Below are 15,081 nucleotides of genomic sequence, written 5' to 3' on the forward strand. Positions count from 1 at the left end.
CAGCCCCTCGGCCTTCCCCCATGCCGTATACTCGCCCGGCCTTTTCAACCCGTCTGCGCCGGAGTGTTTCGATGGATCCTGCTGTTTTCGAAGAGTGGATGATGACCGGCCTGGTCAGCATCCTGATCATTTTCATGGGCTTCATCGTCTGGGACCTGGCGAAGAAATCCAAGGCCGGGCGTTTCGGCTCGTTCATCCTGTTTTTTGTGCTAGGCCTTGGCGTGGCGGCGTTCATCATCAAGAGCGTGGTGATCGGCCTGATCGAGTCCGGAACGCTATAAGCGCGCCGGCACTTCCTTCCACTGGCCCTGATCGAGCCCTTCGATCGTCCAGTCGCCAATCCTGACCCGCACCAGCCGCAGCGTCGGCAAGCCCACCGCGGCGGTCATGCGCCGCACCTGACGGTTGCGCCCTTCACGGATGACCAGTTCCAGCCAGCTCGTGGGCACGCTCTTGCGAAAGCGCACCGGCGGATTACGCGGCCAGAGTTGCGGTTCGTCCAACTGGCGAGCCTCGGCCGGCAACGTCATGCCGTCATTCAGTTCCACGCCATCGCGCAGCCGCTGCAACTGTTCGGCACTCGGCTCGCCTTCCACCTGCACCCAATAGGTCTTGGCCAGTTTGTGCTTGGGGTCGGCGATGCGGGCCTGCAATTGCCCGTCGTTGGTCAGCAACAGCAGTCCTTCACTGTCGCGATCCAGCCGCCCGGCCGGGTAGATGCCTGGCACATCGATGAAGTCCTTGAGCGTTGCCCGCCCCTCACCGTCGCTGAACTGCGTCAGTACATCGAAGGGTTTGTTGAACAGAATCAGCCGCGGCTCGGCCGGCGGGGCCTTGGCCACCCGGCGCGGAGCGAATGCAGGAGACTTCACACCAGGGCGGCGGGAAGCGGGACGTGGAGGACGGGCCATGGCAAACACAACATCTAACGGTCAGGGCCGACCATGCTAGTGGCCCGACCGTTAAATAACCACCGCCCGAACGATGTCAGCGGAACGGCGGCTCGTCGAAACTGCGCAGTTTGCGCGAGTGCAGCGAGGTGAGTTCGGTACGCAACAGGTCCAGCGCCTCGATGCCGATCTTCAAGTGCTGGTTGACCGCACGCTCATAAAAGGCGTTGGCCGAGCCCGGCAGCTTGATCTCGCTGTGCAGCGGTTTGTCCGACACGCACAGCAGCGTGCCATAAGGCACCCGCAGGCGATAACCCTGGGCGGCGATGGTGCCGCTTTCCATGTCCACCGCTACGGCGCGGGACAGGTTGATCAACGGCCGCTCCTGGGCCCAGCGCAGCTCCCAGTTGCGATCATCGTAGGTCAGCACGGTGCCGGTGCGCAGACGCTTCTTCAGCTCGTCGCCCTTTTCGCCAGTGATGTTCGCCGCCGCCTGCTGCAACGCCAGCTGCACCTCCGCCAGGGCAGGGATCGGAATGTTCGGCGGCACCACGCGGTCGAGAATGCCATCGCGGCGCATGTAGGCGTGGGCGAGCACGTAGTCGCCGATGGTCTGGGACTGCCGCAACCCGCCGCAGTGGCCGATCATCAGCCAGCAATGAGGACGCAGCACCGCCAGGTGGTCGGTGATGTTCTTGGCGTTGGAAGGACCGACGCCGATGTTCACCAGGGTCACGCCGTGGCCGTCGCTGGCCTGCAGGTGATAGGCCGGCATCTGGTAGCGGTGCCAGACCACGCCGGCGGCGATGGCCGAGGCTTCGCTGTGATCCATATGCTTGTCGATGATGACGTTGCCCGGCAGGACCATGCGCACAAAACGCGGATCGCTGCGCAACTGCTCCAGGCCATGGACGATGAACTGGTCGACATAACGGTGATAGTTGGTCAGCAGGATCCACGGCTGCACATGACGCCAGTCGCTGCCGGTGTAATGCACCAGCCGGCGCAGGGAAAAGTCCACGCGGGCGGCATCGAACAGCGCCAGGGGCAGTGGGTCGGTGTTTTCCCAATCGTACAGGCCGTCGGCGATGCCATCGGTGGCGGCCGACAGGTCGGTGCTGGGGAAAACCCGCGCCAGCACCGCCGCCGTCACGCCGGAGCCGGCCAGCTCGTCACCCTGCTCGACTACGTACGGATACGGAATATTTTGCTCGCTGACGCCGACTTCCACGGTAACCGTGAAGTCGTGCATCAGCGGAACCAGTTGTTCCAGCAGGTATTTACGGAACGCGGCAGGATGGGTGACGGTGACGCAGTAAGTGCCCGGCAATTGGACCTTGGCATAGGCGCGGGTGGTCTGCGGGACTTCGCCATGGCAGTGATAGGTCAGGCGCAGGGCCGGGTAACGAAACAACGCCCGTTGCTCGGCACTCGGTTCGATACGGTCCTTGAGATAACGCATCAGCGCCTGGTTCAGCGCGGTGGTCGCACGCTCGTGCAGGGCCGCGAGCCGATCTACGGCTTGCTCGGCGGTTTGAACGACAATAAACGCTTCGGTCACGATCAGCTTCCTGTGTTCTGACTTGCAGGCCTTCATCTTGCCTGCATCGTCGTCTTACGGGAACAGTGGCGTAATGGCTGTTATTAATCCCAAGCCCCAGGGGATCCCCTGTGGGAGCGGGCTTGCTCGCGAAGGCGGTGTGTCAGCTTATGAAGGGGCAGGATGTGCCGACGCTTTCGCGGGCAAGCCCGCTCCCACAGGAGGTTCAGTGCAAGTTGCAGGCTATTCAGAAATCCTGCGGCGTAGAGCGCGCCACGATCGTCTCGACATTCAACCCCCGAGGCAGGGCTCCATAGACCCGTCCGGTCGAGCCGAGACGGCTGGCAATAAAAGCGTCGCTGACCTCGCTGTTCCCCGCTTCCAGCAACAACTTGGCTTGCAGGCCGACGGCAATGTCCTCAGTCAATTGCCGGGCACGGTACTGGATGTCGTCGGTGTCTTTGAATGCCGTGCGCAGTCCCTCGATATGGGCAGCCAGGCGCTTGTCGCCGTGGCCGTCGCCCAGTTCGCTGAACAGCACTTCAAGCACGCCGGGCTCCTTGGACAGGGCCCGCAATACATCCAGGCATTGCACGTTGCCGGAGCCTTCCCACGTCGAATTGACCGGTGCTTCCCGGTACAGGCGCGGCAGGATGCTGTCTTCGACGTAACCGGCACCGCCCATGCACTCGGCGGCTTCGTTGATCATGGCGGGGGCGCGCTTGCAGATCCAGTATTTGCCCACCGCCGTCACCAGCCGGGCGAACCTGGCCTCGTGTTCGTCACTCAAGTGATCCAGCGCCCGGCCCATGCGCAGGCTCAGTGCCAGGGCGGCTTCGCTTTCCAGAGCAAGGTCCGCCAGTACGTTTTGCATCAGCGGCTGTTCGCTCAACACCTTGCCACCGACCTTGCGATGCGCGCAGTGGTGGCTGGCCTGGGTCAGGGCCTGACGCATCAGGGCGCTGGAACCCACCATGCAATCAAAACGGGTCATGGCGACCATCTCGATGATGGTCGGCACGCCCCGCCCTTCTTCACCGACCATCCAGGCCAGCGCGCCGCGGAACTCGACTTCGCTCGACGCATTGGAACAGTTGCCCAGCTTGTTCTTGAGCCGTTGAATGTAGAACTGGTTGCGGGTGTCATCCGGGCGATGGCGCGGCAGCAGGAAACAGGTCAGGCCCTTGTCGGTCTGCGCCAGGGTCAGGAAGGCATCGCACATCGGCGCCGAACAGAACCACTTATGGCCCACCAATTCATAAGCCTGACCCGGACCACGGGCGCCCACCGGATAGGCCTTGGTGGTATTGGCGCGCACATCGGTGCCACCCTGCTTCTCGGTCATCGCCATGCCAAGGGTGACCCCAGCCTTATGAGCCACGCCGACGTTGCGTGGGTCATACTCAGTGGCGAGCACCTTGGGCAGCCAGCGCTCGGCCAGGTCCGGTTGCAGGCGCAGCGCCGGCACGCTGGCGAAGGTCATGGTCAGAGGGCAGCCGGTGCCGGCTTCGGCCTGGCTGTGCAGATAAGTCATCGAGGCCCGGGCGACATGAGCGCCGGGTTGCGGATGGGCCCATGGCAGGCTCGGCAGGCCATGCTCGACGGCGGTGCGCATCAGTTGGTGGTAGGCCGGATGAAATTCCACCAGGTCGATCCGATGCCCATAGCGGTCATGACTGGAAAACACCGGCTTGTTCTGGTTGGCCAGGAACCCCGCCTCCATCAGTGGCCCACCGGCCAATGCACCATATGCATCGATCCGCTCCTGTGCCCAGCCCGCGCCAAAGCGTTGCGACCATTGCTGCAGTGGCAGGTCGATGCGGTACAGGTTGGCGCCATCCAGGGACGGTGGCTGATTGGTGACGTCGTGGGTTTCGGCAAACTGGTGCAGATTCATGACGGGGCTCCTCGGTCGGCCAGCAGGGATTCAGTTAAGCACCGCCTCCAGGCCGAACAAAGTGTCATATGCGCCTAAATATCGGCGCTTTCACCCTGTTTCGGACACAGTACCCGCCGCTGCAGAATCGTCTGCAACACTTCGAATTTCACGGGTTTGCTCAGGTAATCGATCAAGGCGCCGGAGGGACAGTAAGTCGGTTCAAGGTTCGAACTGACCACCAACACCGGCACATCTTCACATCCGGCCAGGGTGCGAATCCGGCAACAGATCGCCACGCCGTCCAACGGAGGCGACTGACAGTCGAGCAGCACCGCGTCAAAGCTGTCCTGCTGCAACAGTTCCAGCGCCGCGTGACCGTTGTCAGCCGTACGCACTCGATAGCCAAGCTTGAGCAACATGCCGCGCATGACCAACTGATCGACGCTGTTGTCATCGGCCAGCAGCACCGTACAGTCCTGGGGTCGACGCGTCTCTTCCCGCGTGTCGAACGAAAACGGCGCGGGCACGGGCGATGCCGTCTCGAACTCGACGTCCAGCTGGAAACGGCTGCCGCGGCCGGGCTCAGAGGTATGGGTCAAGCGGCCACCGAGCAACTCCACCAATTGCCGACAAATCGCCAGGCCCACACCGAGGCCACCGAACTCGCGGGTCATCGATCCGTCGAGCTGGAAAAACCGCTGGTACAAGGTCGCCTCTCCCAGATCGGTGAAGCCAATGCCGGTATCGATCACCGCGAAGGACAGCCCCCACCGATCAAGCCCCATCGGCCTGCCGCTGACCCGCAGCGCAAGGCCGCCCACCCGCGTGAACTTGATGGCATTGTCCAACAGGCATTCCAGGCATTGCGCCAGCTTGCCGCTGTCGCCCAACAGGCGATCCGCCAGGTCGGATGCCACATCCACCCTGAAATCCAGCCCCTTGACCGCCGCGTTACCGCCGAACTGCATCTGCAAGGCATCGATCATCCCTCGCAGGCTAAACGGCGCCGCAGCCACCTTGAGCTTGCCTGCCTGCAGCTCGGTGAGCGTGAGCATGCCGTTGACCATGCGCATCATGTCCCGCGCCGAACCGGCGGCGGTCTGTTGATACTGGATCAGTTCTGCATTCATTTCGACGGTTTCCATCAGCTCCAGAGAGCCGATCACACCGTTCATGGGCGTGCGCAGTTCATGGGTCAGGGTGGCAAGGAATTCGTCCTTGAGTTTGTTGCCCTGGGCCAGTTGCTGGTTGAGCACCTCCAGCTTCTGCCCGGCGTCGAAAAGGGTCTGGGCCTGTTGTTCACGCATGGCATTGATGCGGTCCGCCAGAGCCAGGGACAGCAGGGCCACCTCGATGGCCGAGCCAATCTGGCTGGCGTACATGGTCAGGAAGACGTTCGGCAGATAACCAAGCACCATCAGCGTGTTGACCGCGCCTCCCAGCAAAAACGCCGACCAGGCAATGATGAAATAACGCGCGACCCGCAACCCTCGCCACCAGGCAAACAACCCGGCAGCGAAAACCACCACGGTAAACATCAGCGCCAGCGCCGTCGCCAGGCGCAGCGCCAGGGCGTAGCTGGTCATCAACGACAGGCCCACCACCACTGCACTGTAGGCAATCAATACCAGGAGTAATCGGTCCAGCCAGCGACTGTGTTGTGCGGTTTGCAGGAAGCTGCGGGCAAACTGGCTGCCGAACAGGCCCGCGCAACCGATGAAAAACGGCGTCGCGGCATTGGCCCACCATGGGCTGTCCGGCCAGAAATATTCCACCGCGGCCCCGTTGACCGACAGCTGATACAAGCCGAACGAGGCGATATAAACGATGTAATAGAGATAACTGGTATCGCGCACGCTTAGATAGATGAACAGGTTGTAAACCAGCATGCCCAGCAGCACGCCATAAATGATTCCCAGCACGTACAAACGCAACGGCTGCTGTTCGAGATAGGCGGTGCTGGACCACAGCGTCAGCGGTGCCTGGATCGAGCCCTGGCTTTGCAAGCGCAAATAGACGGTCTGGCGTTGATCGGGCTTGAAGTCCAGGCTGAACAGGTAATTGTTCTGGCGAATTTCACGGGCGGCGAACGGCAACGCATCGCCCGTCCGGCGAGCCAGACGATACGCGCCCGTGGCGTCCGGCAGATACAGGTCGAGGTGGTCCAGCGGCGGATACGCCAGTTCCAGCAGCCAGGTACGCTGGGCATCCGGATTGCCGGGGCGGTAGTGCAAGTCGATTTTTAGCCAGAACGCCGAACGTGAATAACCGGCGTTCAGCGTGTCCTTGCCATGGGGCTTGAATTGGCGGGCGACGGCCTGGGTCACGACATCGTCAATGGTGGCCGTGCCGTCCACATCTTCGAACACTTGCAAGGCTTGGCCCAGGGGCAGGCTTTGGGTGAATTCATCGAATTCGAGGGCGCTTGCCAAAGGGGACAAGCACAATAGAAACATCAGCAAATAGCGCATTTAAGCCCCAGCGTGGCCTGTCCGGTTGAGTCAGGAAGCCCCCCATTCCCTGAGTAGACGTAAAACCGGCATTACCTGTTATGAGTTGGATCCATATTTAGCATAGCCGTTGATGGCCAACTTGCACCACGGAAATTTTTTCTTGCGGAGCGCTCTAGAACGGGCGTTTCAGCGCCAAGCATTGAGATAGAGCTGTTGCCTTGGTCAGATAAAAAACTGGCTGCACCAAGCGATCTTTCTGTGGGAGCGAAGCTCACTCCACAATTGACTTCGCTTACGCTCCAGCGGCAGGTTTGGTGGTAAGCTCGCGCACCATGAATACCTACAGCTCTCGCCCCGTTGTCCTCTGTCTCTCCGGCCACGATCCCAGTGGTGGCGCCGGCTTGCAGGCAGATATCGAAGCCCTGCTCGCCCAGGGTTGCCATGCCGCCCCGGCCGTTACCGCGTTGACCGTGCAAGACACAGTGAACGTGAGCGATTTCCGCGTCCTCGATCGGGAGTGGGTCCTGGCGCAAGCCAATGCCGTGCTCAACGATTCGCCGGTGGCGGCGGTCAAGCTGGGCATGCTCGGTTCACTGGAAATGGTCGACACGGTGGTCGAACTGCTCCAGGCCCACCCGCACCTGCCCATGGTCTGCGATCCGGTACTGCGCGCTGGCGGTGGCGGACGGCTGGGCAAGGATGAAGTCGGCTACGCCATGCGCGAACGTTTGCTGCCCCTTTCGATCATTGCGACCCCCAACCTGCCCGAAGCCCGCATCCTCGCTGAACTGCCCGAAGGCAGCGCCGATGAATGCGCCGAAAAACTGTTGCCCTTCGTCAAGCACCTGTTGATCACCGGTGGCCATGGCGACGAACATGAAGTCCACAACCGCCTGTACAGCCGTGACGGTCATCGCGAAACGTTTACCTGCCAGCGTCTACCCGGCAGTTACCACGGTTCCGGCTGTACCCTGGCCAGTGCCCTGGCCGGTCGGCTGGCACAGGGCGAACAGCTCGCCAGCGCCGTGCGGACAGCCCTGGATTACACCTGGCGCACCCTGCGCGACGCCGAACAACTGGGCAAAGGCCAGTTCGTGCCGCGCCGCCTGCCGCTGGATTTCTGCTCTTAATATCGGAGGGCTGCTGCATGAAACTACGTGGCCTTTACGCCATCACGGATAGCCAACTGCTGGCCGGCAAATTCCTGGCCTATGTCGAAGCGGCGCTGGAAGGTGGTGTCACCCTGCTGCAATACCGTGACAAGAGCAGCGATGACGCCCGGCGCCTGCGTGAAGCCGAAGCGCTGCGCAATCTGTGCGAACGCTACAAGACCCAACTGATCATCAACGACGACGCCGAGTTGGCTGCGCGCCTGGGCGTCGGCGTGCATTTGGGACAGACCGATGGTCCGCTGGCACCGGTGCGGGCACTGCTCGGGCACAAGGCAATCATCGGTTCCACCTGTCATTCCAGCCTGGAGCTGGCCGAACAGGCCGCGAGCGAAGGCGCCAGCTATGTCGCCTTCGGGCGATTCTTCAACTCCAACACCAAGCCCGGCGCCCCCAGCGCAAACCTTGAACTGCTGGAGCAGGCCCGTATCAAATTGCATATACCCGTCTGCGCCATTGGCGGTATCACACTGGATAACGCCGCCCCGCTGGTGGCCCATGGTGTCGACCTGCTGGCAGTGGTCCATGGCTTGTTCGGCGCCGACAGCACCACCGAGGTGACGCGCCGCGCCCGCGCATTCAACGATCTGTTGCAGATCCACTAATTTCCGCTTTCGAGAGACCGACCATGTCCCGTTCCGAAACTCTGTTTGCCAACGCCCAGAAACACATCCCCGGCGGCGTGAACTCCCCCGTCCGTGCGTTCAAGAGCGTCGGCGGCACCCCGCTGTTCTTCAAACACGCCGAAGGTGCGTACGTAACGGACGAAGACGACAAGCGCTACGTGGACTACGTCGGTTCCTGGGGGCCGATGATCCTGGGCCACAGCCATCCGGACGTGCTGGACGCCGTACGCCGGCAGCTGGAACACGGCCTGTCCTACGGCGCCCCGACCGCCATGGAAACGGAGATGGCCGACCTGGTCTGCTCCATCGTGCCGTCGATGGAAATGGTGCGCATGGTCAGCTCCGGCACTGAAGCCACCATGAGCGCCATCCGTCTGGCGCGCGGCTACACCGGTCGCGACAGCATCATCAAGTTCGAAGGTTGCTACCACGGCCACTCCGACAGCCTGCTGGTCAAGGCCGGCTCCGGCGCGCTGACCCAAGGCGTGCCCAGTTCCGCCGGTGTGCCAGCGGCGTTTGCCAGGCACACCCTGACCCTGCCCTTCAACGACCTGGAAGAAGTCGAGAAGATGCTCGGCGAAGTCGGCCAGGAAGTGGCCTGCATCATCGTTGAGCCAGTGGCAGGCAACATGAACTGCGTGCCACCGGCACCGGGCTTTCTGGAAGGCCTGCGCAGCCTGTGCGACCAGCATGGCGTAGTGCTGATCTTCGACGAAGTGATGACCGGTTTCCGCGTAGCCCTCGGCGGCGCCCAGGCGCACTACGGCGTGACACCGGACCTGAGCACCTTCGGCAAAATCATCGGTGGCGGCATGCCGGTGGGCTGCTTCGGAGGCAAGCGTGCCATCATGGAATGCATCGCGCCGCTGGGTCCGGTCTACCAGGCCGGCACTTTGTCGGGCAACCCACTGGCCATGGCCGCCGGCCTGACCACCTTGCGCCTGATCAGTCGCCCCGGCTTCCACGCCGAACTGACCGACTACACCACCCGCCTGCTCGACGGTTTGCAGATCCGTGCCGACGCGGCCGGTATTCCGTTCGTGACCACCCAGGCCGGCGGTATGTTCGGGCTGTATTTCAGTGGTGCCGACGACATCGTGACGTTCGAAGACGTAATGGCCAGCGATGCAGACCGCTTCAAGCGCTTCTTCCATCTGATGCTGGAGGGTGGCGTCTACCTGGCGCCGAGCGCATTCGAGGCCGGCTTCACCTCCATCGCCCATGGCGAGGCCGAGCTGAAAATCACCCTTGATGCCGCCGAACGCGCCTTTGCCGCACTGAAGTAAGCCTGTGGATAACTGACGCTGGCTTACACCAGCGTCAGCTATTGACGACACCCCCCAGCCCTTTTTCCTACGTCTTTACCCCTGTAGCAGCCATTGGCATGCCTCGGCAGCAGAAAAACGAGTAAAGACTTTGTAAGGATGGCCCTGCTTATTTCATAATGCGCGCTTATTGGATCCCCCCGGAGGGTCCGCGCGCCCCTCAGAGGTAAGTCGATTCCCATGAACCGCACCGGCCGCACCCTTGCCCTGGGCTGCCTGTTGCTCCTTCAGCCCCTGCTCGCGAACGCACAGGCAGGCGGCAACTCGTTGTTGATCCCGGCAATGGGCCGTTGCACGCTCAACACCCAGCCACAAGATCTCGCACCGGCGCTCGACGCCTGTCGAAAAGCCGCGGACGCAGGCGATGCGCAAGCGCAATACGAGTTGGGCGAGTTCTACTACGAAGGCAAGGCGGCGCCCCGCGACCTCAAACAAGCCCTCGACTATTTCGAAAAAGCCTCGCTGCAAGGCCATGCCCAGGCACAGTTCAAGTTGGGCGGCATGTTCTTCCATGGTGAAGGCGTACCCGCCAATAATGTCCAGGCCTACATCGTACTGAAGATGGCAGCCGTCAACGGCGCTGAAGAAGCCCTGGACACCGCCGACGAAGTCGCCGAGCAGATGCCCCGGGACGAGCTGGAAGTGGCGACCCAGGTGCTGGGGCAGATCTTCCGCAAATACCTGATGGAACTGCAGAACGCCGATGGGCGTACACCGTTCTCGCCATTGCCTTGATCATTGCTCTGGCTCTACAGGCCCTTTCGCGAGCAAACCCGCTCCCACACAGGATCTCGGGTGCTCACAATTAATGTGGGAGCGGGCTTGCGCGCGAATGAAGGCAACTCGGTTTTAAGTCTTACTTCTCAGGCATCGGCATCGGAAACGGCATGACATTGCCGACCCCGCCACGGGCCTCGCTGATTTTCGGCGTGCCCAGGCGCTCGACCTCGTCGATACGCACGATCGAATGCATCGGCACGAAACTGCGCACCACGCCTTCGAATTGCGCCTTGAGCTTTTCTTCGCTCGGGTCGACCACAACCTGCGTGCGCTCACCAAAGACGAACTCCTCGACTTCCAGGAAGCCCCACAGATCGCTCTGGTAGATCTGCTTGGCGTACATCTCGAACACCTGGCCCTGGTTGAGGAAAATCACCTTGTAGATTGGAGCTTCACGTTTGGTCATGGCGGGCGAAACACATCGGCGGGTAAAAATGAGGGCGCAAACTATAGCATGCCACTGCTCGCGCTGCGGTAGGAACCTGGGGACTTGTTCCCTATAATGCGCGGTTCTTTGAATCACGTGAGACTCAGGTCCATGGCCAAGAAGCTTTACATCGAAACCCACGGTTGCCAGATGAACGAGTACGACAGCTCGCGCATGGTCGATCTGCTGGGTGAACACCAGGCCCTGGAAGTCACCGCCCGCGCCGAAGATGCGGACGTGATCCTGCTCAACACCTGCTCGATCCGCGAACGTGCCCAGGACCGGGTTTATTCCCAGCTCGGCCGCTGGCGCGAACTGAAGCAGGCCAACCCGGAAATGGTCATCGCCGTGGGTGGCTGCGTCGCCAGCCAGGAAGGTGCAGCCATTCGTGACCGTGCGCCCTATGTGGACGTGGTTTTCGGCCCGCAGACCCTGCATCGCCTGCCGGAGATGATCGACGCGGCACGCGTCACCAAATTGCCGCAAGTGGACGTTACGTTCCCGGAAATCGAGAAATTCGACCACCTGCCCGAACCCCGTATCGACGGCCCGAGTGCCTACGTGTCGGTGATGGAAGGTTGCAGCAAGTACTGCACGTTCTGCGTGGTGCCCTATACCCGGGGCGAGGAAGTCAGCCGGCCGTTCGACGACGTGATCGCCGAAATCATTCACCTGGCGGAAAACGGCGTGCGCGAAGTGACGCTGCTGGGGCAGAACGTCAATGGCTATCGCGGCCTGACCCATGATGGACGCCTGGCGGACCTCGCCGAGCTGATCCGCGTGGTGGCTGCGGTAGATGGCATCGACCGCATCCGCTACACCACCTCCCATCCTCTGGAATTCTCCGACAGCCTGATCCGTGCCCATGCTGAGGTGCCGGAACTGGTCAAACACCTGCACTTGCCGGTGCAATCGGGCTCGGACCGGATCCTCGCAGCCATGAAGCGCAACCACACGGCGCTGGAGTACAAATCCAAGCTGCGCAAACTGCGGGCGGCGGTGCCAGGCATCTGCATCAGCTCGGATTTCATCGTCGGCTTCCCGGGTGAAACAGAGAAAGACTTCCAGCAGACCATGAAGCTGATCGAAGACGTGGGCTTCGACTTTTCCTATTCCTTTGTCTACAGCCAACGACCGGGCACTCCGGCGGCGGACCTGGCGGATGACACCCCCGAAGAACTGAAAAAGGAACGGCTTAACGCTCTGCAGCACCGCTTGAACCAGCAGGGTTTCGAAATCAGCCGACAAATGGTCGGTACCATCCAGCGGATCCTGGTAACCGATTACTCCAAGAAAGACCCGGGCGAATTGCAGGGAAGGACTGAAAATAACCGCATCGTCAACTTCCGCTGCGACACCCCGGCCCTGATCGGCCAGTTCGCCGATGTGCACATCGATTCCGCGCAACCGCACTCCCTGCGGGGTTCCCTGGTCCAGTAGCCACACCATTCCCTGTGCGAGCGGGCTTGCTCGCGATAGCGGTGGATCAGTTGATGCAAATGTCGACTGACACTCAGCCATCGCGAGCAGGCTCGCTCCCACAGGGATCGTGTCGGGCCCTGTGATCGTTTAAGACCTTTCGCACCCAGCCTACTGGCGTTATCCTTGATTTCATCTCAATTGCCCCGGGCGGCTAAAAACGACCTTGAACGCACCCATCGAACCTCATCGTTTCATTCTCGAGCCCTTTGAGGCTCGCCGCTTCGCCAATCTGTGCGGGCAGTTCGACGAGCATCTGCGCTTGATCGAACAGCGCCTGGCCATCGAAATCCGCAATCGCGGAAACCAGTTCGAGCTGATCGGCGAACCCAAGCACACCACCTCCGCGGAAAACCTGCTGCGCCGCCTCTACCGGGAAACCAAGGGGAGCGAATTGTCGCCGGACACCGTCCACCTGTTCCTGCAGGAGTCGGCGGTCGAGGAACTCGACAATCACGCCCCGTCGGAACCCGCCGTGGCCCTGCGCACGAAAAAAGGCATGATTCGCCCTCGCGGCTTGAATCAGCAGCGCTACGTGAAGGAAATCCTGGGCAACGACATCAACTTCGGCATCGGCCCGGCCGGCACCGGCAAGACCTACCTGGCCGTGGCTTGCGCCGTGGACGCCCTGGAGCGTGAACAGGTGCGGCGCATCCTGCTGGTGCGTCCGGCGGTCGAAGCCGGGGAAAAGCTCGGTTTCCTACCCGGAGACCTGACCCAGAAGATCGACCCGTATCTGCGCCCGCTCTATGACGCCCTGTATGAAATGCTCGGCTTCGAACATGTCGCCAAGCTGATCGAACGCCAGGTCATCGAAGTCGCGCCGCTGGCCTACATGCGTGGTCGTACGCTGAACAACAGCTTCATCATCCTCGACGAAAGCCAGAACACCACCGTCGAACAGATGAAAATGTTCCTGACCCGGATCGGCTTCGGCTCCACTGCGGTCATCACCGGGGATATCACCCAGGTCGACTTGCCCCGCGGCACCAAATCCGGGCTGAACCATGTGATCCAGGTGCTCAAGGAGGTCCCGGGCATCAGCTTCACGCATTTCCTGCCCAAGGACGTCGTGCGGCATCCGCTGGTGCAACGCATCGTCGAGGCCTACGAGCGCTTCGAGCAACGCGCCGAGGACTCGCATGAAAGCAAAGGCAGCCGCCACGATGCTTGAACTCGACCTGCAACTGGCCAGCGAACATGAAGCTCCCAGCGAAACACGTTTCCGACAATGGTGCGAGCTGGCCCTGCGCCAGCGCAGCGCCGACTCGGAGCTGACGATCCGCCTGGTGGACGAGCCCGAGGGGCGTGAGCTGAACCACACCTGGCGACAGAAGGACTACGCCACCAACGTGTTGTCGTTCCCCGCCGACGTCCCCGATGGACTGCTCGACATCCCGCTGCTGGGGGACCTGGTGATCTGCGTCCCGGTAGTGGAGCGTGAAGCTGCCGAACAGGGCAAGGCACTCGAGGCCCACTGGGCCCATCTGGTGATTCACGGCTGCTTGCATCTTCTGGGCTACGACCATATCGAAGATGACGAAGCCGAAGAAATGGAAGCACTGGAACGGACGTTGCTTGCAGAGTTGGGGCATCCCGACCCTTACGCCGGCGACGAACACTGATACATCAACCTGTAACGATAAAGGATTCAGAGTAATCGCTATGAGCGAAGATCGATCGAGCAACGGGCAGAAGTCATGGCTGGGCAAGCTCACCCAGGCTTTTGCCCATGAGCCGAAGAATCGCCAGGAGCTGCTGGAGCTGCTGCGCGACGCACACCAGAACAAATTGTTGGACAGCGAAGCGCTGGCCATCGTCGAAGGCGCCATCCAGGTCGCTGACCTGCAGGTCCGGGACATCATGGTCCCACGCTCGCAGATGATCAGCATCAAGGCGACCCAGACGCCCCGCGAATTCCTGCCAGCCGTGGTTGATTCCGCCCACTCCCGTTACCCGGTGGTCGGCGAGAGCCATGACGACGTCATGGGCGTTTTGTTGGCCAAGGATCTGCTGCCGTTGATCCTTCAGGAAAATGGCGACAGCTTCAATATCAAGGATCTGTTGCGTCCGGCCACGTTCGTGCCCGAATCCAAGCGCCTCAATGTGCTGCTGCGCGAATTCCGCGCCAATCACAACCACATGGCCATCGTCATCGACGAGTATGGCGGCGTGGCAGGACTGGTCACCATCGAGGACGTGCTCGAACAGATCGTCGGCGACATCGAGGATGAGCATGACGTCGAGGAGGACAGTTACATCAAACCTCTGCCCAGTGGCGACTTCCTGATCAAGGCGCTGACGCCTATCGAGAATTTCAACGAGTTCTTCGACAGCGAGTTTTCCGACGACGAATTCGATACTGTCGGCGGCCTGGTGATGAGCGCATTCGGACACCTGCCCAAGCGCAACGAAACCACGGAAATCGGTTCCTGGCGTTTCCGCATCCTGAACGCCGACAGTCGTCGGATTCATCTGCTGCGCCTGTCCCCCATTGCCCGATAAACCCTGCG

The 15,081-nt window shown here is 61.5% G+C and carries 14 protein-coding genes; 9 read left to right on the forward strand and 5 right to left on the reverse strand.

All coding sequences use genetic code 11. From position 1 onward, the window contains the following. Nucleotides 1–71: 71 nt before the first annotated feature. Nucleotides 72–281, forward strand: coding sequence for a DUF2788 domain-containing protein (locus LCU97_RS23575; RefSeq protein WP_039594082.1), 210 nt, complete (start codon nucleotides 72–74; stop codon nucleotides 279–281). On the opposite strand, the gene LCU97_RS23580 is transcribed toward LCU97_RS23575, so the two are convergent. From LCU97_RS23580 to LCU97_RS23595, 4 genes are all read right to left on the reverse strand, one after another. Next, entirely contained in the window at nucleotides 276–842 is a 567-nt protein-coding gene (locus tag LCU97_RS23580; RefSeq protein WP_172679623.1) for a pseudouridine synthase, read from the reverse strand. The two genes, LCU97_RS23575 and LCU97_RS23580, sit on opposite strands and share 6 nt — an antisense overlap. A 145-nt stretch (nucleotides 843–987) precedes the next feature. After that, complete coding sequence (gene amn, locus LCU97_RS23585) at nucleotides 988–2,487, reverse strand: AMP nucleosidase (protein WP_172679621.1); 1,500 nt, start codon at nucleotides 2,485–2,487, stop codon at nucleotides 988–990. 190 nt (nucleotides 2,488–2,677) lie between these two features. Next, nucleotides 2,678–4,327, reverse strand: a complete 1,650-nt coding sequence (locus LCU97_RS23590; protein ID WP_232777918.1) for an acyl-CoA dehydrogenase family protein — start codon at nucleotides 4,325–4,327, stop codon at nucleotides 2,678–2,680. 74 nt (nucleotides 4,328–4,401) lie between these two features. Then, entirely contained in the window at nucleotides 4,402–6,780 is a 2,379-nt protein-coding gene (locus tag LCU97_RS23595) for a hybrid sensor histidine kinase/response regulator (RefSeq protein ID WP_232777919.1), read from the reverse strand. A 314-nt stretch (nucleotides 6,781–7,094) separates the two neighbouring features. Here LCU97_RS23595 and LCU97_RS23600 point away from each other — a divergent pair, with 314 nt between their 5' ends. The 4 genes from LCU97_RS23600 to LCU97_RS23615 all read left to right on the forward strand — a co-directional run bounded on the left by LCU97_RS23600 (nucleotide 7,095) and on the right by LCU97_RS23615 (nucleotide 10,617). Further along, nucleotides 7,095–7,892: a hydroxymethylpyrimidine/phosphomethylpyrimidine kinase gene (locus LCU97_RS23600; RefSeq protein WP_232777920.1), complete on the forward strand. Its 798-nt coding sequence runs from the start codon at nucleotides 7,095–7,097 to the stop codon at nucleotides 7,890–7,892. Between the two features lie 17 nt (nucleotides 7,893–7,909). Beyond that, nucleotides 7,910–8,536, forward strand: a complete 627-nt coding sequence (gene thiE, locus LCU97_RS23605; RefSeq protein WP_053151742.1) for a thiamine phosphate synthase — start codon at nucleotides 7,910–7,912, stop codon at nucleotides 8,534–8,536. A 23-nt stretch (nucleotides 8,537–8,559) separates the two neighbouring features. Continuing rightward, nucleotides 8,560–9,843: a glutamate-1-semialdehyde 2,1-aminomutase gene (hemL, locus tag LCU97_RS23610; protein ID WP_053151744.1), complete on the forward strand. Its 1,284-nt coding sequence runs from the start codon at nucleotides 8,560–8,562 to the stop codon at nucleotides 9,841–9,843. 219 nt (nucleotides 9,844–10,062) lie between these two features. After that, a complete protein-coding gene (locus LCU97_RS23615; RefSeq protein ID WP_053151746.1) occupies nucleotides 10,063–10,617 on the forward strand; it encodes a tetratricopeptide repeat protein in 555 nt (184 codons plus the stop codon). 121 nt (nucleotides 10,618–10,738) lie between these two features. Here LCU97_RS23615 and LCU97_RS23620 read toward each other — a convergent pair whose 3' ends face one another. Continuing rightward, entirely contained in the window at nucleotides 10,739–11,068 is a 330-nt protein-coding gene (locus tag LCU97_RS23620) for a DUF1820 family protein (RefSeq protein ID WP_027617776.1), read from the reverse strand. A 132-nt stretch (nucleotides 11,069–11,200) separates the two neighbouring features. Here LCU97_RS23620 and miaB point away from each other — a divergent pair, with 132 nt between their 5' ends. The 4 genes from miaB (at nucleotide 11,201) to LCU97_RS23640 (ending at nucleotide 15,073) form a co-directional block, all read left to right on the forward strand. Then, nucleotides 11,201–12,529, forward strand: coding sequence for a tRNA (N6-isopentenyl adenosine(37)-C2)-methylthiotransferase MiaB (gene miaB / locus LCU97_RS23625; RefSeq protein WP_232777921.1), 1,329 nt, complete (start codon nucleotides 11,201–11,203; stop codon nucleotides 12,527–12,529). A 205-nt stretch (nucleotides 12,530–12,734) separates the two neighbouring features. Next, nucleotides 12,735–13,742, forward strand: a complete 1,008-nt coding sequence (locus tag LCU97_RS23630; protein WP_053151750.1) for a PhoH family protein — start codon at nucleotides 12,735–12,737, stop codon at nucleotides 13,740–13,742. Further along, nucleotides 13,735–14,193 carry an rRNA maturation RNase YbeY gene (gene ybeY, locus LCU97_RS23635; RefSeq protein ID WP_232777953.1) on the forward strand — a complete coding sequence of 153 codons (459 nt, stop codon included), beginning with the start codon at nucleotides 13,735–13,737 and terminating at the stop codon, nucleotides 14,191–14,193. The genes LCU97_RS23630 and ybeY overlap by 8 nt, the downstream gene beginning before the upstream one ends. A gap of 40 nt (nucleotides 14,194–14,233) precedes the next feature. Then, complete coding sequence (locus tag LCU97_RS23640) at nucleotides 14,234–15,073, forward strand: HlyC/CorC family transporter (protein WP_053151754.1); 840 nt, start codon at nucleotides 14,234–14,236, stop codon at nucleotides 15,071–15,073. Nucleotides 15,074–15,081: the final 8 nt, after the last annotated feature.

The organism is Pseudomonas uvaldensis (genome assembly GCF_021271205.1).
Classification (GTDB): Bacteria; Pseudomonadota; Gammaproteobacteria; order Pseudomonadales; family Pseudomonadaceae; genus Aquipseudomonas; species Aquipseudomonas uvaldensis.

Bases quoted from the DNA above. Each gene is read 5' to 3' on its own strand.
- ybeY (WP_232777953.1), top strand. From the start codon at position 13,735: ATGCTTGAACTCGACCTGCAACTGGCCAGCGAACATGAAGCTCCCAGC.
- LCU97_RS23640 (WP_053151754.1), top strand. From the start codon at position 14,234: ATGAGCGAAGATCGATCGAGCAACGGGCAGAAGTCATGGCTGGGCAAG.
- LCU97_RS23620 (WP_027617776.1), bottom strand. From the start codon at position 11,068: ATGACCAAACGTGAAGCTCCAATCTACAAGGTGATTTTCCTCAACCAG.
- hemL (WP_053151744.1), top strand. From the start codon at position 8,560: ATGTCCCGTTCCGAAACTCTGTTTGCCAACGCCCAGAAACACATCCCC.
- miaB (WP_232777921.1), top strand. From the start codon at position 11,201: ATGGCCAAGAAGCTTTACATCGAAACCCACGGTTGCCAGATGAACGAG.
- LCU97_RS23595 (WP_232777919.1), bottom strand. From the start codon at position 6,780: ATGCGCTATTTGCTGATGTTTCTATTGTGCTTGTCCCCTTTGGCAAGC.
- LCU97_RS23600 (WP_232777920.1), top strand. From the start codon at position 7,095: ATGAATACCTACAGCTCTCGCCCCGTTGTCCTCTGTCTCTCCGGCCAC.
- amn (WP_172679621.1), bottom strand. From the start codon at position 2,487: ATGAAGGCCTGCAAGTCAGAACACAGGAAGCTGATCGTGACCGAAGCG.
- LCU97_RS23575 (WP_039594082.1), top strand. From the start codon at position 72: ATGGATCCTGCTGTTTTCGAAGAGTGGATGATGACCGGCCTGGTCAGC.
- LCU97_RS23590 (WP_232777918.1), bottom strand. From the start codon at position 4,327: ATGAATCTGCACCAGTTTGCCGAAACCCACGACGTCACCAATCAGCCA.
- LCU97_RS23615 (WP_053151746.1), top strand. From the start codon at position 10,063: ATGAACCGCACCGGCCGCACCCTTGCCCTGGGCTGCCTGTTGCTCCTT.
- thiE (WP_053151742.1), top strand. From the start codon at position 7,910: ATGAAACTACGTGGCCTTTACGCCATCACGGATAGCCAACTGCTGGCC.